The sequence below is a fragment of the Thermomicrobium sp. CFH 73360 genome, from assembly GCF_023806465.1.
Classification (GTDB): domain Bacteria; phylum Chloroflexota; class Chloroflexia; order Thermomicrobiales; family Thermomicrobiaceae; genus Thermomicrobium.
The window spans coordinates 514878-535483 of the sequence record NZ_JAMSLS010000001.1; the positions used below are offsets into that span (position 1 = coordinate 514878).

Genomic DNA, 20606 nt, shown 5'->3' on the forward strand with positions numbered 1-20606 from the left:
CCCAAGCCTAGACGAGTGCCAGGGCGATTCCCAGCAAGCCTGCCATCATACTCACCAGCCAAAAGCGCATCGTGATTTGCGTCTCCGACCAGCCAAGGAGTTCGAAGTGGTGGTGTAACGGAGCCATCCGGAAGAGACGCTTGCCACCGGTCAGCTTGAAGTAGGCAACCTGCAGCATGACCGATACCGCTTCGGCCACGAAGACGATTCCAATCAGTGGCAAGAGCAACCATTGCCCAGTCATGAAGGCAGCCGTGGCCAGCGCCGCACCGAGCGCGAGTGACCCGGTGTCTCCCATAAAGACCTGCGCCGGATGGGCGTTGTACCAGAGAAACCCAAGAATCGCTCCGACCATCGTAAAGCAGAAGGTCACCACCTGAATCTGACCCTGGAGGAACGCGATGATCCCGTAGGCCGTGAACGCCACTGCGGCCGTCCCACCCGCAAGGGTATCCAGCCCATCCGTCAAGTTCACGGCATTGGCCGTTCCAGCGATCGCAAGGACGGCGATGGGGATGTACCACAGTCCGATATCGAACTTGCCGAAAAACGGCACGTAGATGCTGCGCAAACCGAGTGGGAAGTGGAGGACGAGCGCAGCGAGCAGTGAGAACAGCAGGAGCCACGCCATCTTAAAGCGCGCCGTCACTCCACCCCGTTGCGTCGTCACCAGACTCAACCGGTCGTCAATCGCACCGAGGATCGCCGTCCCAATCAGTACCCCCAGGGGCAAGAGCATGGAGAGTCGCCCAGCGAGGTTGAAGATTACCGTCAGAACGACGACTGGGACGGTGACCAGGAAGCCACCCATTGTTGGCGTCCCGAGTTTTGTCCGGTGCCCCTCCGGTCCCTCCATGCGGATCTGCTTGCCGATGTTGTGTCGTCGCAACCACGCAATATACGGTTTCCCGACAACGACCGTCACGGCGAAGGCGACACCAGAGAGTGCGAGCGAGAGCGCAAGGTTTTCCCCCGGATCTCGCGGCAACACACTCCGCGAACGCATCAGCTCGAGGAGCTCCGTCACCGTTCACGCTCCTCGCTTGGTACTCGCAGTGCCTCGACAATGTCTTCCATTCGCATCCCACGTGCTCCTTTGACCAGCACAAAATCCCCCGGCCGTAACGTCTCACGCAACACCGCGACAAGCTCCCGACGATCCTCCGTTGCGTAGACCCGTTCTGGTGCAAGCCCTGAGGCAATCGCTTCCTCAGCGATCCAGCGCGCGCGTGGTCCCAGCGTGTAGAGACGATCGACAACCGCGGCCGCCCGCCGCCCGACCATCCGATGCCCTTCTTCCTCGTACCAACCAAGCTCATACATGTCCCCAAAGACTGCGATGCGGCGCTGGGCCGGAATTTCCTGCAACAGCGAGAGCGCCGCCATGCAGGACGCTGGACTCGCGTTGTAGGTGTCATCCAGCAACGTCGCGCCGTTGACACCCGGCACGGTTAGAAGCCGTACCTGCACTCGTGGCTCACGGAAACCGGAGAGCATCTCGTCGAGCGTCAAGCCAAACTCGTAGCCGACGGCGATGGCAGCCAGGGCGTGATGCACGCTATGTTGCCCGAGCAGCGGCAAGCGCACCCGGTTCCGTTCTCCGTAGGCGACGAGATCGAACAAGATTCCCTCGAGCCCACGGCTTTCAATATCCTCCGCCCGCACATGGCAATCTGGGGAGAGCCCGTACCAGAGGACCCGCGCTCGCGTCCGCTCAGCCATCAGCCGGACGCGGAAATCGTCCCCATTGAGGAAAGCAACACCATCCTCCGGCAATGATTCCGGGAGTTCGGCGATACTTTGCGCGATGCGCTCCAGCGTTCCCATGCGTGCCAAATGTGCGTGCGATACATTGGTCACGACACCGATCCGCGGCTCTGCCAGGGCACACAGTTCGCGCACTTCGCCCAACCGATACGCTTCGCCAAACTCGAGCACGACGACATCGGTATCGGGATTCATGTCCAGAAGATCGAGGGCCACCCCCACATCGGTGTTAAAACTCCCTCGGCTGCGTACTACTTGAAAACGCTGGGCGAGGACTGAGGCGATGGCTTCTTTCGTACTCGTCTTACCGACGCTCCCCGTGACCGCGACCACTGGGACAGCAAAGAGTCGACGCCAGTAGCTCGCTAGCCGGAGCAATGCAGCCAAGGAATCGTCCACGACGATCAGCGGCACACCGAGACTTGCAAACTCATTCGCCCGCCGCGCCTCGACAAGCACAGCGGCGGCACCCCGCCGCACGGCATCGGGGATGAAATCGTGACCATCATGCCGCTCGCCCCGCAGCGCGACAAAGAGGTCGCCTGGCTCGACCGAGCGCGAGTCGTGCCAGACACGCCGGAAGAGCAAGTCGGGTGCGGCCGAACCTCGCAAGACGCCTTTTGTCCCCTCGAGCACGTCCCGCAGGCCGATCATGGCCGTCCCCCTTCTCCCGCCACGCTGTCAACTGGCTGGGACGGTGGAATCCCATACAGCAAGAGCAGCTGCCGAAAAACTTCGGCGAACGCTGGGCCGGCGGCCCGCTCACCCCAAGGCGATCCCTTGGGTCGATCGATCTTGACCAACACACAAAACCGCGGGTTCTCGACTGGTCCATACCCGATCACCGAGGCGATGGTTGCCCCCTCACCGCGCTCATAACCATGTGGCCCTGGAATTTCCGCCGTGCCCGTCTTCGCAGCGATCCGGTACCCCGGGATACGAAAGCGTGTCGAGTAGCTGTCCATCACCTCCGCGAGCATCTCACTGAGCGTCCGTGCTGTCTCCTCACGGATAACTCGTCGTACCGTGGTCGGCTCAGTCACTTGGATTCGCTGCCCATCCCGGATCTCCTGCACAATGTAGGGCCGCATCAACACGCCACCGTTCGCGATTGCCGAAACAGCAACCACCAGCTGCAATGGCGTCACCGCAATCCCCTGCCCAAACGCGTTTGTATAGAAGGTTGTCAACGACCAGCCCGCTGTCCCCGGTCGGTTGACAATCCCCTCCACCTCACCCGGCAAATCGACTCCGGACGGTTGCCCGAAGCCAAACCGCTCGACTCCGTCATAGAATCTCTCAGGCCCAAGCCGGTCAACGACCTCCATGGCGCCGACATTGCTCGAGTGAATCAAGACCTCTGTCATCGTTTCCAGACCAAACTCCTGGAGCAAAGCATTGTAGATACGTGTCCCGTCAGGGAGTTCCCGGTAGGTACCTCCATCGACGACGGTCTGCGGGGTCACAACGCCAGCGTCGAGCCCGAGCGCCATGGTGATCACCTTGAAAGTTGAACCCGGTTCGTAGGTCGCGCTGACCGAGCGATTGACAAACAGGGCCGGATCACTAACGGCCGTGAACCGGTTTGGGTCAAATGAGGGGCGATTAGCCATCGCCAAGATCGCCCCAGTCCGAACATCCATGACGATAATGGTTCCTCCAGCAGCCCGCTGCTCCTGGATCGTGCGCTCGAGCACCGATTCAGCAAGATATTGCACCGCACTATCGATCGTCAGGACGAGCGTTGCGCCGTCTTTCGGTGGGCTCCAGGAGCTTTGCCCCAACGCGATGACATTCCCAGCAAGATCGCGCTCCCCAACGAGCTGGCCTGGAATGCCCCCAACGACACTGTCATATGCCGCCTCTAGCCCGTAGGCTCCGCGATATTCCCAGTTGACGAAGCCAAGCACCTGCGAGGCGAAATCACCCATCGGGTAGGCTCGCTTCGGTTCTGGATCCAACACGATACCTGGGAGTTCCAAAGCACGAATTTGCGCCGAGACCTCCGGATCGAGCTGACGTTGAAGCACGACCCACTCCCGGCCGGGTTGTGTCAGCGCCGCTTCAATGTCCTCGGCCGAACGGCCAATCAACGGTGCAAGGAGTTGCGCCGTCCGATGTGGATCCTCCACCTGACGGACGATTGCCGAGACACGATCAGCCGGTATATCGGTTGCCAGCACACGTCCCCTGGCATCGAGAATATCCCCGCGGTGCGCTGGGACGATATCCTCCCGATAACGGAACGCTTCGGCACGCTGGGCGAGTACCGGCCCTTGGAGCACAGCAAACGACACCACCCGGTAGCCGACCGCGCCGCTGAACAGCACAAAGGCAGCCAAGAGCACACGGAGACGACGCGCCGAGAGCCCGTTCATGGCTCATCCTCCGCTTGTGCGCGTCCGATACCAAGGAGTGCGTCGTTCGTGCGTTCCCACCACGAAGCACGTGGTGGTTGCGTCGGGATCGGGGTCGGTAGTGCTGGCGAGCGCTCAACCTGGAGCGGCTCGACTCGCCGTAGTGGCACCATGCCATACTCGCGCGTGGCAAGCTCGTAAATCCGGGCGAGTGACTGGCGTCGGGCCAATTCATAACGCAGGGCTGCCGCCTCAAGCGCGACGGAATCACGCTGGTGTTGGAGCGCGGTGAGTTCGTACCCGAGTTCGACCACGCGACTCGTCTGCTCAAGGTACAGCAGGCTGACGCCGGCCAGGGCTCCTACCAAGACCAGCGTCAACGCAAGCCAAGCCCGACCGCGCCGTCGCGCCAATGGACGGCCAACCGGTTGCGGACGAGGGCCCGTGACCGACCGTACACCTTCCGCCACCATCACCTCACACCCGCTCCGCAGCACGCAGTCGGGCACTCCGGCTGCGCGGATTTCGTACGACTTCCTCCGCTGACGGGCGTACTGCCCGCGGCGTCAGGATGCGCAAGCGCGGCACATGCCCACAGACACAGATCGGGGTTCCCGGCGGGCAGAGACAAGCCGCCGCCTCCCGCCGCATGAACTGTTTGACGATTCGGTCTTCTAAGGAGTGGAAGGCGATCACAACCAGCCGCCCACTCGGCCGGAGTAACGCGACCGCCTGTTCGAGACCGGCGACAAGGGCCTCCAGTTCCTCGTTGACCACGATCCGCAGTGCCTGAAAGACCCGTGTGGCTGGATGAATGCGCTCGCGCCGCGCACCCACGACCCGCACAACGAGTTCAGCCAGCTGCGTCGTCGTCTCAATCGGTCGGCGCGCCCGCTCCGCGACGATTGCACGCGCGATGGCTCGCGCCCGCGGCTCCTCACCGTAACGCCAGAAAAGGTCAGCGAGTTCCTCAACCGACCAGGTATTGACGATCACCGCCGCCGGAGTTCCCTGTGTCGGATCGAACCGCATATCGAGGGGGCCAGGGAGTTGGAACGAAAACCCGCGCCGCGGGTCGGCAAGCTGGTCGGAAGACAGGCCAAGGTCGAAGAGTATCCCGTCGACTGCATCGAACCCGTATTGACGGGCCAATCGCGCCAGTTCACGGAAATTTCCGTGACAAGGAATGAGCCGACCAGAGTATCGCGCGGCAAGGGCTTGAGCACGCTCGACGGCCGCTGGATCAGCGTCCAGGGCAAGCAGACGACCATCCGGCGCACTCGCTTCGAGGATGGCACGAGCGTGGCCGCCGCCTCCGAACGTGCCATCGATATAGCGTCCGCCGGGGCGCGGTGCCAAGTAGGTCAACACCTCGTGCAAGAGTACCGGCTCATGGATCGTCGTCGACGCCGACTTGTCTGCGAGGGGAAGAGCGTTTTCGGGCATGGCTTGCCCGGCTCCGTTCGGCATCAGATCAGGCTCGCCAGGCGCTGAGCGATCGATGGGCCCTCAGCTGCCAGAAGTTCGGCCTGCGTAGCCCATCCCTCCGGGCTCCAGATTTCGATATAGGAGTGCACTCCCACGACGATGGCTTCACGGTCGAGCCCGGCGTACTCCCGGAGTTCGGGTGGGATGAGAATGCGCCCCTGACGGTCGAACTCGACGATTGTCGCCTCAGCAAAGACCATACGACGAAATGCGCGCGCGTCCGGGTCGCTGATGGAGAGTGAGGACACTTTCTCGGCTAGCGGCTGCCAGGAGGCCATTGGGTAGAGCGTAAGACAGCGATCGATCCCGCGCGTGAGTACCCCTTGACCACGAAACGCCTCGCGGAAGCGAGCCGGAATGGCCAGCCGCCCTTTCTCATCGATCGCATGGGTGTATCGCCCGAGAAACACGACTGCTGCCCTCGTCGCTCAGACCTGCGGGGGAACAATCGCTGGGTACTTTTCCACACGAGCCCCCACTTATCCCCACCTTCCCCCACAGTTGTCCACAAGCATATGCACGGACACCCCACCGCGCAAGCACCTTCTGTCTACTATCGCCGATGTTCGTACAGACTGTCCGGACACATCTGCAGTGCGATGCGCCACCACACGTTCCCGTGTCGGCCGCCACCGACATCCATCGAATCCCGCGAGCTTTCGTCGCGCCGCAGAGAGCAGGCTCCACCGCAGCCATCCAGATGTCTTTGCTAACCGATAATCACCGGTGTGACAGACCCTCTCCCGAAGCAAGTCTCGCTGATCCTGGGCGATCTGTTTCGGCATCAATCCACCAAAGTGACCGACGCCAGCAGCTCAGACACTACCTGCACGTCGCAAAAGGAACGATGCGCCCCACGACCACCTCATTCGGCGCAACTCCCTGACTCCTCCGCATCTCACCTCACGTGGAGGTGCCGGATGCTCCGGAATGGACATCAGCAGGACGTCCAAGAGGACGAGAGCACGGCGCAATTGTTGGGCGCTGGGCGAGATCATTCCAGAACACAGTGTGCTCTCCTTACAAGCAGCGGTCATGCCATCGGGGCGGGAGTCCCTGTCAGGCACCCCGCTCCATTCCGCCGAGATTGACTTTCTCGACTCACGGCAGGTGACTTGATTTTGGCGTTTTTCTTGCTACATTGGCGATAGCAGCAGCCACTGGCAAGGAAGGAGGTCGCCCATGCAGCAGCGATTGCGACGATGGATGATCCCCATTCTTGTCGCGGTGCTGCTCGCCAGTGCCTTTCTGTCCGGGGTATGGGCCGGACTCAGGCAGCACCGTGTGCTCGCCAATATTCCCATCCAGGCAGTACCAGAGATCCCAGGCACTGTTCAGCAGAAAGCGATTGAGACCGCTCGTTTTCACCCGCGTATCGCTGCAGCGTTGAGACAGATCCCTGAGGAACACATTCGCGGTATTGTTGTCGGCGTTGCCAATGAATCTGGCACACTGCCAACCCAGCTGGATGGCGTCTACATCCAGTTCGACTTTACGACTCCGCAACGGATCCGTGCGGAGTGGCTCGACCGATCAGGACGAAGCTATACCGCAACGTTTCGTCACGTCGGGGGTATTTGGGCGGCCTTTCGCCTGCCGGAGTACGAGCTCCGCTGGTTCGAGCCGACGCCATTCCCGGCCTATGAGCCCGAAGATCCGGCGGAACTTCCTGATTATGTCCACGAGCCGGAACGCTCACGAATCATGACAATTGTCCAGCAAACCACGTGGCTGGAGCAACTGCTTGCCGGCCAGGAGTTTCGCGTGACCGGTATTTGGTGGCAGCTCACGGGCAAGGCTGCCCTGGTCGACCTCACACTGTCACGTCCTGTCACGGTTCCGCTTGAGACACCTCTGCTCGAGCCTTGGGGAGCCGGTACAGCACCGTGGCCACCAACTGTCACCACCTTCCGCGAGTGGCTTAAAGCCACAGATCCAAATGAGCTTGCCCGAATCGAAGCGGAGGGAGGCATTACGTTCGAAAGTGGACTCACCCTGATAGTGGACCTGGAACGGGGGGAAGCATACCTTTTCATCGGCTCTGGGCGGTGAGCAGGGTCGAATGATGCTCCTTCGGCTAGCGATCCTTGGTTGGACAATGGCTCTCTTCTTCACGCTCGGCTTGGCGACTGGGCAAGCAGGTTCCACGAGCACTTTTACGACGATCAGTGTCGGAGGCGACCAGTTCTACAACTGGGATAACCTCTCGACCTCCTGCGCCTGCTCCAACAACGTAGACTGGCCGGTGACTGTCATCTTTCGGCAAAACGCCTCAGTCAACAGTGCGAAAAGCGCCGTCGGGCTCAGCCTGGTCGGATCATCGATGTACCATCGGGGCAACGACGGTGCTGGCTGGTTCTGGGATAGCGACAGCGGCTTGAAAGCCCAGTTTGATGGAGCAAGTCAACCTGAGCGCTGGGACTACCACCATATGCGTTTCTACGCTCCTCCAGCAACTGATTACTCCTACAACACGAGTTGGGGGCGATATGTCCTTGCCACGGCCCACATCGACGTCGACGAAGGCTGGCCATCCGCTCAATTCGGTTGGAGCGAAACAGCTGAAGAGTGGTTCGCCGCGCGTCTGCGAAATCGAGGCTATTCGGTGAGTGAAGACGCGTATTGGATCGCCAATAATGACAGCTGGCCTTCTGGGCGATGGGCATCTAACCACTATTACCTAAACAACGGTTATGCAACGTTTGTTAGCATTCCATGAGATTCTCGGCTCCCTGAAGAAATCGCTGTTTCATGGTGGAGGAGGGCGAGAAACGACCTCCCTCCTGCTCATCTTGGCCTTCCTGTCTTCACAGGCAGCATTTTCCCACGCTGAGTCAGCGTCGAGCGACCTCATCTGGTCGCTCGGCGCTCCTCTCCACATCGATGCTCCAGCAACCGGTCGGTATGTTCTGGGAACCGTCAGCCGAAGACCGCCGTTCGAGGCTTCCTCGATGCACCTGTTCTGGCTCGAGTACGAGCTAGAGCTGAGCATCACGGGCCCTGTTGGCGAACTCCGACTCTGGGACGATTGTGAAGGCTGGAGCGCCACTCATCTCCGCCTGCGACTGCTCCGGGATCGAGCAGGACAACCAGTCATCACTTGGGATACGCTTGACTTGTTTTCTGGTATTCGTGTCGGCTACGTCATGGAAAAGCATCTGCGGATCACTGTTCGCAACATCACACCAGATCTTTGGGGACATAAGCCATGTACCCTCACCCTGGTTTATGCACGTGAGGGCTTCTTGTCCCTGCGCTCGCTCCACGTGCTACGAGGAGGATTCGCCGCTCTGCCCACCTCATCTCCCACATATCGCGTTAGCGTCAGCCTTCCCCAAGGACCACTCACAGAGGGCAAACCTTTTCGTCTCTCAGTCCTTGCCTGGAATCGCTCCTCGATCTCTCCGCCGCTGGTGAGAGTGAGTCTTGTGCTTGAAGACCGCCACCTGGAGCCACTCGGACCAACGGTGTTCGTACAACAGGGCAAACTCGTCCGCCATTCCTTTTGGATTCTCCCGCGAGCACCCGGAACCTACCGAGTTGGCGTTCAAGCGGTTGGCCCTGGCGGCGGTGAAACCTTCTGGTTTGGGATCCAGATTATCTCTTAGAGCAGGTAGGAAGGAGGGAGAGCCATGCAGTTCGTCTCAAGGAGTTCTCACTTTCTCACGCTCCTCATTGGAGCATGGGCCGCATGGCTGTGGGGTTGGGCCGTTGGCCTCCTGTTCACCTGGCTCCGCGGACCCCGTGGCGATACTGACCTTCGACTCATCGCCCTCTGGTTTGCTGTACTCGGGGTCGCGCCGTTCCTGACCGCAGTCGCACGATGGCGAAGTGTCCGGTCGCGCGGTTTCTGGGTCGGTCTTGGCGTGCTTAGCCTGCTCGTCTTCGCGAGTCCTGCGCTGAGCTGGTTGGCCGTCACGCTCGTGAGCAGTTTCCGCACCGGCAGCTGGGACGGCGTCTTTGCACCACTCCTCACCTGGGACTGGGTCCGTAACTTCCTCATTCGGCCGCTCAGTTGGCGTGACTGGCTTGGCTGGCTGGCTTGGGGCCTGTGGAGCCAGCTCGTGCTTGCGCTCCACGCATTCCTCTCTGCAGCTTGGGGCGTAGGCAAGAAGACACCCCCCGGCACGCCCGTATCCGTGCGTGACCGGTGAGCGAGACACATGGGAATGGCTCTCAGGGTGGCACAGCGTCTCACCGCCCTCATCACTCTTGGCTGGGCCTGCTGGCTTGCAGCGTGGTGCGGCTGGCTCCTTACGGCACCGTCCTGGATTCGTCCAGCTGCTGCATGGCCCGAGTGGCTTGTTGCCCTCGTCTCCGGGCTCCTCGCCCTCCTGGCCGCAACGAACGCCTTTCTCCTCTGGCAGGGGACATCGTTGTCCGTGCTCTCCTTGTTGGCCGTAGGACTCGCTGCCCTGGGCATGAGCGGTCCCATCTCTCTCTGGCTTTGGCGCTTTGCCTGGAGTGGTCGCCTCCTCTGGCTCGGTCCGCTGCCTCCTGTGGGCCTCCCGCCAGGAACGACAGAACTGGCCCTTCTCTTTGGCACGCTGGCGCTCCTCTTTGCACGCCGCATGCCAACGGAGCGCACCGAATAACGAGATAACGAGCAGCCACTGCACCAAGCCCAGTCGAATCGCCTCTCAAGAAGTCCGCCCTGGGAAGTACTGCCCGTGCACTGTCAAGAAGTTCGCGAGACGAGCTGCCTACCTGATCTTGCTGCAGCGGCCCAGCACCGTTCCAAGAGCAAAGCTACAACGAGCGGCTGTTCTCCCCAGCCTGCACTGGTTCCGCTCCTGACCAGCATTGTCAGGAGTAGGGGCACCGTGAACCCATCAGACTGCACGACGCAACAGGCGTTCACCGACGCTGCAACGGACCGTCACTCCGGCCTCGGACAATGATGGATCCGACACGCGCAGGCTCCTATTCGTACCGCACGCGGGCCGTGCCACGCCTAGAATCGCGGCCGGTACTCCCCCCATACCTGCCGCAGCCGCCCACAAATCTGCCCCAGCGTCGCTCCCGCCAACAGCGCTTCCCGCAGCACCGGCAGCAGGTTCTCTCTCCCCCGCGCCGCCTCCTCCACCCAGGCAAGCGCTCGGGCCACATGCTCCGCATCTTGCCGCGCTCGATACTCCTGCACCCGCCGAATCTGGCGCTCCACCGCCGCCTCATCCAGCCGATGCACCGGCACCTGCACCGGTGTCGTGTCCTGGTAGCGGTTCACCCCAACCACGATCCGCTCACCACGCGCCACCGCTTGCTCCCACGCATAGGCGCTCTCCGCAATCTGCGCCTGAATCCAGCCCCGCTCAATCGCCGTCACCGCACCACCAAGCGCCTCAATCGCCTCAATGAGCTCCCAGGCCCGCCGCTCCACCTCGTCCGTCAGCGCCTCAACGAAGAAGGAGCCACCCAGCGGATCGGCGGTGTCCGCCACCCCCGTCTCCTCTGCCAGGATCTGCTGTGTCCGCAGTGCGATCGTCGCCGACTCTTCAGTCGGCAAGCCGAGCGCTTCGTCGTACGCATTCGTGTGCAGGCTCTGTGTCCCGCCTAGGACGGCGGCCAGCGCCTGGTAGGCAACACGGACGATGTTGTTCAGCGGCTGCTGGGCTGTGAGCGTGCAGCCGCAGGTCTGCGTGTGGAAGCGCAGCATCCAGGAGCGTGGGTTCTTGGCGCCGAACCACTCCCGCATGATCTTGGCCCACATCCGCCGGGCCGCCCGAAACTTGGCAATCTCCTCAAAAAAGTTGTTGTGGGCACCGAAGAAGAAGCTGAGCCGCGGTGCAAACTCGTCGACTGCGAGCCCTGCCTCGATCGCCGCCCGGACGTAAGCGATCGCATTGGCAAGGGTGAAGGCCACTTCCTGGACGGCAGTCGCTCCAGCTTCACGAATGTGGTAACCACTGATGGAGATCGTATTCCAGTTCGGGAGGTGCTCCTTACAATAGGCGAATGTATCGACCACGAGTCGCATGGACGGACGCGGTGGGAAAATATAGGTGCCGCGTGCTGCATATTCCTTCAAAATGTCATTCTGGATAGTTCCCCGCAGCTCTTTGGGATCGACCCCCTGCTCCTCAGCGACGATCTGATACATGAGCAAAAGGATGGCCGCTGGGGCATTGATGGTCATGGACGTGGTCACAGCCCCCAGGTCGATCCCCTCAAAGAGTCGGCGCATGTCATCGAGCGTCGAGATCGCCACACCCACGCGGCCGACCTCCGGCCGCGCCTGCGGGTGGTCAGAGTCGTAGCCCAGCTGCGTTGGCAGGTCGAAGGCAACGCTGAGGCCCGTCTGACCGCGCTCCAAGAGGAGGCGGAAGCGACGGTTCGTCTCCTCGGCTGACCCGTAGCCGGCATACTGACGAATCGTCCACTTCTTCCCACGGTACATCGTCGGGTGGATGCCCCGCGTGTAGGGATACTCTCCGGGATCTGGCTCAGGAGGCCGTCCAGTCCCGCGATAGACCGGAGCGATCTCAATTCCTGAGTCGGTCACCACGCGGCGGACATCTGCGGTCGTCATCCCCGGCCCCCTCAATGGAACCCAATGCGAGCTCGTCTCGTGTTTTTCTCCTGGCGCTCCTCGGCGCATCCCCGCCGGACGCAGGCGCAACGACCCCATTACTCTACACGATCACCGTCTCGTGCTACGCGGTCACGGACGAAGAGGCAGGAACGACGGTCCTTTTCTGCGCCAAGAGGAAACTTCGGAAGCCGTCATGCTTTGTGCTCCTCAAGACACAGTACATCCTCGCAAGGCAGCCTTCGTGTCGATAGATCATTCCTCACTCTGGGACAGCGACAGGTCTTTGACAGCACAGCGGTTGAAGCAGAAGCGGTGTCGCCCGCACTCTTGCCCCCGGCCAGCAACTCCTCTTTGGCTGCTCCTCACGGCACACGGCAAACGAGGCAGGAGGCGCAGCCGTACGCGCGCCAGCGGACGAGCTCGCCGCGGCATGTTAGGCTTGAGCAAGATGAAGTCGGTGCGGCGGTAAGACTGGGGAGGGAGGGACTGCATGGCCGGGCCGGTCGTCGTTCCAGTATTGCCCACGTATCTCGACCCCGAACGAGTGACGCATTGTGCCATTCCCTATGGCCGGGCGATTGCTCAGCGCCTGGGGAGCGAGCTCGTCCTCCTCTCGGTCGTCGAGATCACCGAGTCACTTCGCTCGTACTTGGAAGCGGAGGGTGAGCAGGTCGAGCGACTCATTCGGCGCTGGCTGGAGCAGCGCCGGGAAGCGATCGACCGTCTCGCTGCAGTTGTGGACGGTGTACGGACGCGTGTCGAGGTTGTCCTTGGGGAACCCGCGCAAGAGATTGTCGCCTTTGCCAACCAGCATCAGGCTGCCGTCATCGTCATGAGCAGCCACGGCCGGCTCGGTGTCGCCCGACTGCTGGTTGGGAGTGTGACATTCAGCGTGATGCAGCGTGCACAGCAACCAGCACTTGTCGTTCGTGCCCGGGTTCCCGTACCGGCCCCCAATGCACCGGTGAGCTTTTCACCGGTCCTGGTCCCACTTGACGGCTCATCGCTCGCCGAAGAGGCGATCGACACCGCTCTGGCAGTCCTGGGTCAAGGCCATGAACCGTTGGAGCTCCATCTCTTCCACGTCTTGACCAATGACGAGGAGCCAGTTCGTTGGGAGGACTACCTTCAGAGCATCGCACAGCGTCTTCAGGACCGTGGTTATTCCGCTACCTGGAGCCTAGGACACGGGCCAGTGGCCGAGACGATCGCGCAAGAAGCCGTCGAACGACGCGCTGGTCTCATCGCGATGGGCACGCACGGTCTGAGTGGCGTCCGGCGCGTCCTCCTTGGGTCGACAGCCGAGCACGTGCTCCACGCGACGACCGTTCCGCTGCTCCTGCATCGTCCGCGCGCTGTCCGCCGGGCACTGGAAGAACAGCACGCTGCTGCCGGACCGCTCCGCGCACGCGACATCATGACCCCGAACCCGATCACTGTCGGGGCTGACGCAACGCTCGAGCAGGTCGCAAAGCTCATGCTGGACCATCAGATCGGCGCTGTTCCGGTCGTTGACTCAGAGGGGCGTCTCCTCGGGTTGATTCGCGAAGAGGACTTCCTGGCACGGGAGCGCCCGATCCCCTTCTCGGCATTCCGGGCACCGCAACTCTTCGGACGGTGGGTAACTCCGGAGCGGCTCGAGGAGATCTATGCGGAGGCACGCTCGTTGCAGGCTGGTGAGGTCGCCCACCCGCCAGAGGTGACCGTTACCGAGGAGACGCCTCTCAGCGAGCTCGCTGAACACATGGTCGCGGCCAATGTCCGCCACGTGCCAGTGCTCCGCGATGGGAAGCTCGTCGGTATCGTGACGCGGCACGATGTCCTCAAAGCGGTCGCCCACGGCAGTACACCTCGCGGCGGTGCTGGAGCACCGAGCGACCAACATCTTCCTGCGACGGACTGACCGGTCTGAGCGCGAATTTGTGTCATCGCTGCAGAGAGGCTCGACTGAGGACAAAGGCTCGAGGAAGAGGAGAGCCTCGATGACGCATCCGCTGCATGGCAGTACGCCTCCGGTGGGTACAGAGACCCAAGCATGGCATGCCTTGCCAGCGGAGCGAGTCCTTGAGCTTCTCGGCAGCACGGAGGACGGACTCTCAGCGGCTGAGGCGAAGCACCGGCTGAGTACGTACGGCCCGAACCAGCTTGAAACCGCTCCGCCACCAAATCCGCTCCTGATTTTCCTCCGTGAGTTCCGGAGTCCCTTGATCTATGTGCTCCTGATCGCCGCACTGGTCATCGCGGCGCTCCGAGAGTGGGTCGATACCGCCGCAATCATGGCAGTCCTGCTCATCAACGCAGCCATTGGAACCTTTCACGAACTCCGCGCTGAGCGCGCTATCCGTTCGCTCATGCAATTCCTCAGTCCACGAGCGCGGGTGATCCGCGACGGTGAGGAGCAGCATATCCCAGCGCGTGAGCTCGTCCCCGGCGACATCGTGCTCCTCGAGTCCGGGATTCGCGTTCCGGCCGACTTACGGTTGCTCGCGACGACGGCATTGATGGTTGACGAGTCGGTCTTTACTGGGGAATCCATCCCCGTTGTCAAGCAGATCGAGCCGGTGCCGCCCGACACACCACTCGCCGATCGCCGTTCCATGGCCTACCTCGGCACGATCATCACCAGTGGTCGGGGAATCGGTGTCGTTGTCGCCACCGGTCCTGGGACCGAACTCGGCAAGATTGCCCAGTTAGCGCGGGGTGAGGCGCAGCCGGAGACACCGTTGCAACGTCAAATGGCGCGCTTTGCTCGTCTCGTTGCCCTTTTCGTCGTCATCGGGGTCGGAGTGATCAGTGCTTTCGGACTGCTGCGCGGCGATCCCTTGGTTCTCCTCTTCAAATTCGCGGTCGGCGCAGCTGTCGCAATCGTCCCCGAAGGGCTCCCGATCGTCCTGACACTGGTCTTCGCTGTGAGTGCCCAACGCATGGCTCGACGCCGTGCCATCGTCCGCCAGCTCGCCGCCGTCGAGACACTCGGAAGTACCACAGTCATTGGGTCAGATAAGACGGGGACCCTCACCGAGAACCGGATGACCGCTCACTCCGTCTGGGCGGCCGGAGAGCTTCTCAGCCTGACCTCGCCACACGATGGAAGTAAGCACGCCCAGACACTCCACGTGCCAGTTCACGACCTCCACAGGTACTCGTTCTGGCATCTCCCTCCAGCAGCCCGCGTCCTGCTCACTGGCGTGCTGGCCAATGAGGCGACACTCGTGCCGAGGGAAGAAACCGAACAGGAACTGGAGGGAATCGGCGATCCGACCGATATCGCCCTCTTGGTCGCGGGTGCTCATGCTGGCCTCGTTCGTGAAGAAGTCGAGCAGGTGTACCCCATCGTCGCGGTCGTCCCCTTCGAACCGGAACGGCGCTTCGCTGCTGTGGTCTCGCGGGTCGGGGACAACCTGTACCTGTTCGCCAAAGGCGCACCGGAACGCATCATGGAGATGTGCTCGAGTTGGTCCACTCCCACGGGGACGGCGCCGCTGGATGCAGATCAGATTCTTGCTGCAGCCCAAGATCTTGCCGCTCAGGGGCTCCGCGTCCTCGGTTTCGCCGCTGGTCCGATTGCACCGGAGACTGCTGAACGGCTCGAGGAACTGCTGCAGCCGCATGACCTCACCTTCCTCGGGCTCGTCGGCCTGTGGGATCCGCCCCGTCCGGGCGTGCGGGAAGCGATCGCACAGTGTAACGAGGCGGGCATTCGCGTCGTGATGATTACCGGCGACCATGCGGCGACTGCTGCGGCGATTGCCGAGCATCTTGGGATTGCTGCACGCCAGAGTGGGGTTCTAACTGGTCGCGAACTCCAACGATTGTCGGACGAGGAACTCCGTGAAGCAGTCCGACGCGTCTCGGTCTTTGCCCGAGTCGAACCGGAGCAGAAACTGCGCATCGTGCGAGCCCTGCAGGCGAACGGCGAGACGGTCGCGGTTACCGGCGACGGGGTCAACGATGCACCAGCACTCCGCGCCGCCGAAATCGGTGTCGCGATGGGGAAGAGCGGAACGGACGTCGCACGGGAAGCCGCCGATATCGTCCTGACCGACGACAACTTCGTGACGATTGTCGCGGCTGTCGAAGAGGGGCGAGGGGCCTTCGACAACCTTCGCAAAGCCACGTTCTTCCTTATCTCCACCGGCGCCGCGATGATCTTTATCCTACCCTTCGCGATCCTAGCCAACTGGCCTCTCCCTTTCTATCCTGCACAATTGCTCTGGCTCAACTTGGTCACCAACGGCCTTCAAGACGTTGCCATGGCATTCGAACCCAAAGAGCCCGGCCTCATGCGCCGCCGGCCCCGGCCGCGCCGGGAGGGAATCCTTTCCCCGCTGCTGTGGGAACGCACTCTGCCGAGCGGGCTCGTGATGGCAGCTGGAACCCTTTACCTCTTCGACTGGACACTCCGGGCTACCGGTTCACTCGATCTCGCACGGACAGTGGCACTCACGACGATGGTCATCTTCCAGAACTTCCAGGTGGGGAACGCACGGTCCAGCACCCGTTCCCTCTTCCGGATGAGTCCGATCTCGAACCGCGTGCTCTTTGTTGCTGTCCTCGCAGCATTCGGCATCCACGTGGCTGCACTCTATCTCCCAATTACCCAGTTCGTGCTCCGCGTTGAGCCGATCCCACTCGAGATCTGGCCGCGCATCATTGCCATCGCTGCGACGATCCTCGTGACGGTGGAGCTGCACAAGCTAATCCGTCGTCGCTGGCCGCGTCGAGACTCCTGGGAGGCAAGTCACACCCAGACGCCCGAGACTCCAGTGCAACCAGCGGCGACTGCACGCGCTCTCAACTGACCTCGTTTGGCACCAATGATGTGTGGGAAGACACACACCCAGCGGAGCGTCTCGTGCGGAGTATAGAAGCGGTGCAAGGGCCCGACAGCTCGGCGAGTCATGAACCTGCCTGGCACGCGCAAACGGCAGCCGACGTTATTGGCGCTCTCAAGAGCTCACCAAACGGGCTCTCCATCGCCGAGGTGCGGAAACGTCTTCACCAGTATGGCCCGAACCAGATCGCCGAAGTATCACCGTCTAACCCGCTGGCCATCGTTGCCCACCAATTCGCCAGTCCCCTGATTGTCACATTGGCGCTGGCTGCGCTCGTCGCCGGCCTTCTCGGCGAATGGATCGATGCAGCAGTGATCGTCGCCGCTCTCGTGATCAATGCCTTGTTCGGGTTCCTCCAGGAATGGCGCGCCGAATCTGCCATCCGTTCACTCCTGCGCTATCTTGCGCCTAAGGCCCGCGTTCTCCGTGACGGCCTCGAACAGATCGTCGATAGCAGGGAACTTGTACCCGGGGACATCGTGTTGCTCGAGTCGGGCGTTCGCGTACCGGCCGATCTTCGACTCCTTGCCACCACCGCTCTGCTGATCGACGAATCGGTGCTCACCGGCGAATCAGCCCCGGTCGCAAAGCGGCCCGATCCGGTCGCCGCTGACACGCCGGTCGCCGATCATACCTGCATGGCATACCTCGGGACCGTGGTAACGAGTGGTCGAGGGCGAGGCATCGTCGTCGCCACGGGAAGCCGCACCGAGGTGGGTCGCGTCGCTGCCATCGCCCAACAGGAAATCGCACCCCCTACCCCCCTGCAGCAGCACCTCGCGCGCTTTGCGCGGACGGTGGCTGTGCTCGTGCTGCTGGGGATCTTCAGCATTGGAGCCTTCGGCCTTCTCCGTGGTGACGAGCTCGGAACAATTCTCGTCTTCGCCGTTGGCGCGGCTGTGGCGATCGTCCCCGAAGATCTTCCGGTTATTCTCACGATCGTTTTCGCCGTCAGCGTCCAGCACATGGCACGCCGGAACGCGATCGTCCGGCATCTCCCGGCCGTTGAGACACTTGGGAGTACGACTGCGATCGGCTCCGATAAGACGGGCACGCTCACAGAAAACCGCATGACCGTCCGGTTCCTCTGGGCTGCAGGCCAGCGGAGGGAAATCGGGTCGGGTTCTCTGAAACACCTGACCGAGTCACCAGCTGTTCATCTCTCAGCTCAGGCATCCGGTTTCGAAGCGCTTTGGAAAACGCTTGAACCTCATACACTCGTGCTCCTTGCTGGCGTCCTGGCCAACGAAGCCCAACTCACTCCAGCCCCAGAGCTCGATCGCGAAGGGGTCGGCGATCCGATCGACATTGCTCTACTTGTCGCGGCACGGCAGGAACTGGCTGACCCGAACAGGCTTCGTGAGCAGTTCCCCTTGCTGGCGATGCTCCCGTTTGAACCAGAACGGCGGTTCGCCGCCGCGCTCTGCACCGTTGGAGAGCAACCGACGGTCTTCGTGAAGGGAGCTCCGGAGCGCGTCGTCGAGATGTGCACATGCTGGCTCAGCAGCACCGGCCCTGCTCCACTCGCCCCACAAGAGATCGCGGACGCGGCTGCCGAGCTCGCGCAAGCCGGTTTTCGCGTCCTCGGGTTTGCCGCAGGGGCTGTGGAGGGAAGCGACGAATCGGTCTTCGCGCAGCTCAGCGAGCTCGTCTTTCTCGGGCTGGTTGCCTTCTGGGATCCACCACGCCCAGGCGTGAAGGAGTCGATCGCCCAGTGTCATGCAGCCGGTATCCGTGTGCTGATGATTACCGGTGATCACGCCGGAACCGCCGCGGCGCTCGCAGCCGAACTCGGTATTGCCCCGCCCGGAAGCCCTGTCCTCACCGGACGGGAGCTTGCCGAGCTCGACGAGGCACAACTCCGCGAACGGGTTCGCACTGTCAACGTGTACGCCCGCATCGAGCCGGAGCAGAAATTGCGCATTGTGAGGGCACTGCAAGCTCTCGGCGAAACCATTGCGGTCACGGGTGACGGCGTGAACGACGCCCCTGCTTTACGGGCAGCTGATATCGGCGTCGCAATGGGTAAAAGTGGAACCGATGTTGCGCGTGAAGCCGCCGACATCGTGCTTGCTGACGACAACTTCGTCACGATCGTGGCGGCGGTTGAGGAAGGTCGTGCTGCGGCAGACAACCTGCGTAAAGCGACCTTCTTCCTGCTCTCCACTGGCGCGGCGACCGCGTTCCTTTTGCCCTTGGCTCTCTTCCTTGGGTGGCCGCTCCCTCTTTATCCGGCACAGCTTCTCTGGCTCAACCTGGTCACCAACGGCGTACAGGATATCGCGCTCGCCGTCGAACCGAAGGAGCCAGATCTTTTGAGACGTCGCCCGCGTCCGCGCCGGGAGGGGGTCCTTTCGATGCTCCTCTGGGAGCGCATCGCCTTGAGCGGTCTCGTCATGGCGCTCGGCACACTTTGGATCTTCCAGTGGACGCTGGAGCGTTTTGGCTCACTCGACCTCGCCCGGACGGTTGCACTTACAACAATGGTCCTCTACCAGACATTCCAAGTCGGCAATGCGCGCTCCAGCGGGCGTTCAGTCTTCCAGCTTCATCCCTTGTCCAACCGCTTCCTCTTCCTCGCCGCAGCTGCAGCATTGCTGCTCCACATCCTGGCCCTTCACACACCACTTCTGCAGTTCGTGCTCCGGGTTCAGCCAATCCCATTGGAACTCTGGCCACGCATGGTCGTGCCGGCAGCGAGCATCGTCGTCGCTGTGGAACTGCACAAGATGATCCGCCGGCGCTGGCCATACCCTTCCTGGGAGCTGAGCAGTACTCTGGCCTCCTCCACGACGGCAACTCCATCATCCGATAGCTGATCGCCAGTCCGAGGCTTGATGCCAACACGACCAGTAACGCACCAGGTCGAGCAGGCGATGTCATGACTCTGCGTGGCTGAGCGTGCCGCGAACCACCAGGGCGGTCAGCACCACGGCGAAGAGGTTCCCGACGAGGACCGACGACTCCGCGTGCGCGAGCAAGGACCCACTGCCCTTCACCACGTCCAGAATGAAGAGGATCACCATGGTAAAGGCATGACTGCCAAGGAGGTTTCCCACCACCGGGTCATAGGATCCAGCGCGCATCCCAGCTATCGAGACGACAATTTCGGGCAACGAGGTGACTACTGCCAGGACGCTGAGTCCGAAAAACCCAGTCGTCACCCCGGTCTGCTCGACAAGCTCCGTCGCCGCCCCGATGAGCAAACGCGCCGCGAGGACCACGACGAGCGTCGCTGCAGCAAAGCAGGCGGCATCTTGCGAGAGCCTGAAACGCATCTGGCTGGATGTCGCTCCGACCGGTACTGGTAGTACCACGCGCGGCGCGTCACGTGCAGCAACCACGCTCCCCACAGGGAGGCAAGGCCAATCAGGACAGTGGCCCATCCGACGCCGAAAGGGGCAAGCTGCGACGGAGTAACGATCCCAAGCGCAGCACGGGCGAGGACAATGACCGCCAGGACTCCGGCCATCGCCGGATCGATGATGACCCGGGTGGGGATCCGTACCTGGAGAGTCAGAAGGTCAGCGACCGCCAGCACCAGCATGTTGCACAGACACAAGCCGAAAAGATCACCGATCGCGAAATTCGCAGCGCCACTCCGCACTGCGATCAGATTCCGGCAGT

Annotated in this window: 16 protein-coding genes; 8 read left to right on the forward strand and 8 right to left on the reverse strand. The window is 62.0% G+C overall.

Features of this window, described 5'->3' with window-relative positions:
- Positions 1 to 7 precede the first annotated feature (7 nt).
- The 6 genes from mraY to mraZ are packed head-to-tail and all read right to left on the reverse strand — an operon-like array spanning position 8 to position 6022.
- Positions 8 to 1027: a phospho-N-acetylmuramoyl-pentapeptide-transferase gene (mraY, locus tag NET03_RS02330; RefSeq protein ID WP_252127278.1), complete on the reverse strand. Its 1020-nt coding sequence runs from the start codon at positions 1025 to 1027 to the stop codon at positions 8 to 10.
- Positions 1024 to 2421, reverse strand: coding sequence for a UDP-N-acetylmuramoyl-tripeptide--D-alanyl-D-alanine ligase (locus tag NET03_RS02335; protein WP_252127279.1), 1398 nt, complete (start codon positions 2419 to 2421; stop codon positions 1024 to 1026). Before NET03_RS02335 ends, mraY begins: the two co-directional genes overlap by 4 nt.
- Positions 2418 to 4145 carry a peptidoglycan D,D-transpeptidase FtsI family protein gene (locus tag NET03_RS02340; protein ID WP_252127280.1) on the reverse strand — a complete coding sequence of 576 codons (1728 nt, stop codon included), beginning with the start codon at positions 4143 to 4145 and terminating at the stop codon, positions 2418 to 2420. The genes NET03_RS02335 and NET03_RS02340 overlap by 4 nt, the downstream gene beginning before the upstream one ends.
- Positions 4142 to 4597 carry a hypothetical protein gene (locus NET03_RS02345; RefSeq protein WP_252127281.1) on the reverse strand — a complete coding sequence of 152 codons (456 nt, stop codon included), beginning with the start codon at positions 4595 to 4597 and terminating at the stop codon, positions 4142 to 4144. The genes NET03_RS02340 and NET03_RS02345 overlap by 4 nt, the downstream gene beginning before the upstream one ends.
- A 4-nt stretch (positions 4598 to 4601) precedes the next feature.
- Positions 4602 to 5570 carry a 16S rRNA (cytosine(1402)-N(4))-methyltransferase RsmH gene (rsmH, locus tag NET03_RS02350; protein ID WP_353655769.1) on the reverse strand — a complete coding sequence of 323 codons (969 nt, stop codon included), beginning with the start codon at positions 5568 to 5570 and terminating at the stop codon, positions 4602 to 4604.
- A gap of 23 nt (positions 5571 to 5593) precedes the next feature.
- Complete coding sequence (gene mraZ, locus NET03_RS02355; RefSeq protein WP_252127283.1) at positions 5594 to 6022, reverse strand: division/cell wall cluster transcriptional repressor MraZ; 429 nt, start codon at positions 6020 to 6022, stop codon at positions 5594 to 5596.
- A 772-nt stretch (positions 6023 to 6794) separates the two neighbouring features.
- On the opposite strand from mraZ, the gene NET03_RS02360 reads away from it, so the two are divergent.
- The 5 genes from NET03_RS02360 (at position 6795) to NET03_RS02380 (ending at position 10207) form a co-directional block, all read left to right on the forward strand.
- Entirely contained in the window at positions 6795 to 7664 is an 870-nt protein-coding gene (locus tag NET03_RS02360; protein ID WP_252127284.1) for a hypothetical protein, read from the forward strand.
- A gap of 10 nt (positions 7665 to 7674) precedes the next feature.
- Positions 7675 to 8331, forward strand: a complete 657-nt coding sequence (locus NET03_RS02365; protein ID WP_252127285.1) for a hypothetical protein — start codon at positions 7675 to 7677, stop codon at positions 8329 to 8331.
- Positions 8332 to 8563: 232 nt separating this feature from the next.
- On the forward strand, positions 8564 to 9220 hold the full coding sequence (locus NET03_RS02370) for a hypothetical protein (protein WP_252127286.1): 657 nt from the start codon (positions 8564 to 8566) through the stop codon (positions 9218 to 9220).
- Between the two features lie 24 nt (positions 9221 to 9244).
- Complete coding sequence (locus tag NET03_RS02375; protein ID WP_252127287.1) at positions 9245 to 9766, forward strand: ABC transporter permease; 522 nt, start codon at positions 9245 to 9247, stop codon at positions 9764 to 9766.
- 15 nt (positions 9767 to 9781) lie between these two features.
- Positions 9782 to 10207, forward strand: a complete 426-nt coding sequence (locus NET03_RS02380) for a hypothetical protein (protein WP_252127288.1) — start codon at positions 9782 to 9784, stop codon at positions 10205 to 10207.
- A 359-nt stretch (positions 10208 to 10566) separates the two neighbouring features.
- On the opposite strand, the gene NET03_RS02385 is transcribed toward NET03_RS02380, so the two are convergent.
- Positions 10567 to 12141, reverse strand: coding sequence for an acyl-CoA mutase large subunit family protein (locus NET03_RS02385; RefSeq protein WP_252127289.1), 1575 nt, complete (start codon positions 12139 to 12141; stop codon positions 10567 to 10569).
- A gap of 493 nt (positions 12142 to 12634) precedes the next feature.
- Here NET03_RS02385 and NET03_RS02390 point away from each other — a divergent pair, with 493 nt between their 5' ends.
- The 3 genes from NET03_RS02390 (at position 12635) to NET03_RS02400 (ending at position 19798) form a co-directional block, all read left to right on the forward strand.
- Positions 12635 to 14047, forward strand: a complete 1413-nt coding sequence (locus tag NET03_RS02390; protein WP_252127290.1) for a universal stress protein — start codon at positions 12635 to 12637, stop codon at positions 14045 to 14047.
- A 79-nt stretch (positions 14048 to 14126) separates the two neighbouring features.
- Positions 14127 to 16946 (forward strand): cation-translocating P-type ATPase, encoded by a 2820-nt coding sequence (locus tag NET03_RS02395; RefSeq protein WP_252127291.1) that lies wholly within the window; start codon positions 14127 to 14129, stop codon positions 16944 to 16946.
- A gap of 53 nt (positions 16947 to 16999) precedes the next feature.
- Positions 17000 to 19798: a cation-translocating P-type ATPase gene (locus NET03_RS02400; protein ID WP_252127292.1), complete on the forward strand. Its 2799-nt coding sequence runs from the start codon at positions 17000 to 17002 to the stop codon at positions 19796 to 19798.
- 60 nt (positions 19799 to 19858) lie between these two features.
- Here NET03_RS02400 and NET03_RS02405 read toward each other — a convergent pair whose 3' ends face one another.
- Positions 19859 to 20323 carry a calcium:cation antiporter family protein gene (locus tag NET03_RS02405; RefSeq protein WP_252127293.1) on the reverse strand — a complete coding sequence of 155 codons (465 nt, stop codon included), beginning with the start codon at positions 20321 to 20323 and terminating at the stop codon, positions 19859 to 19861.
- Positions 20324 to 20606: the final 283 nt, after the last annotated feature.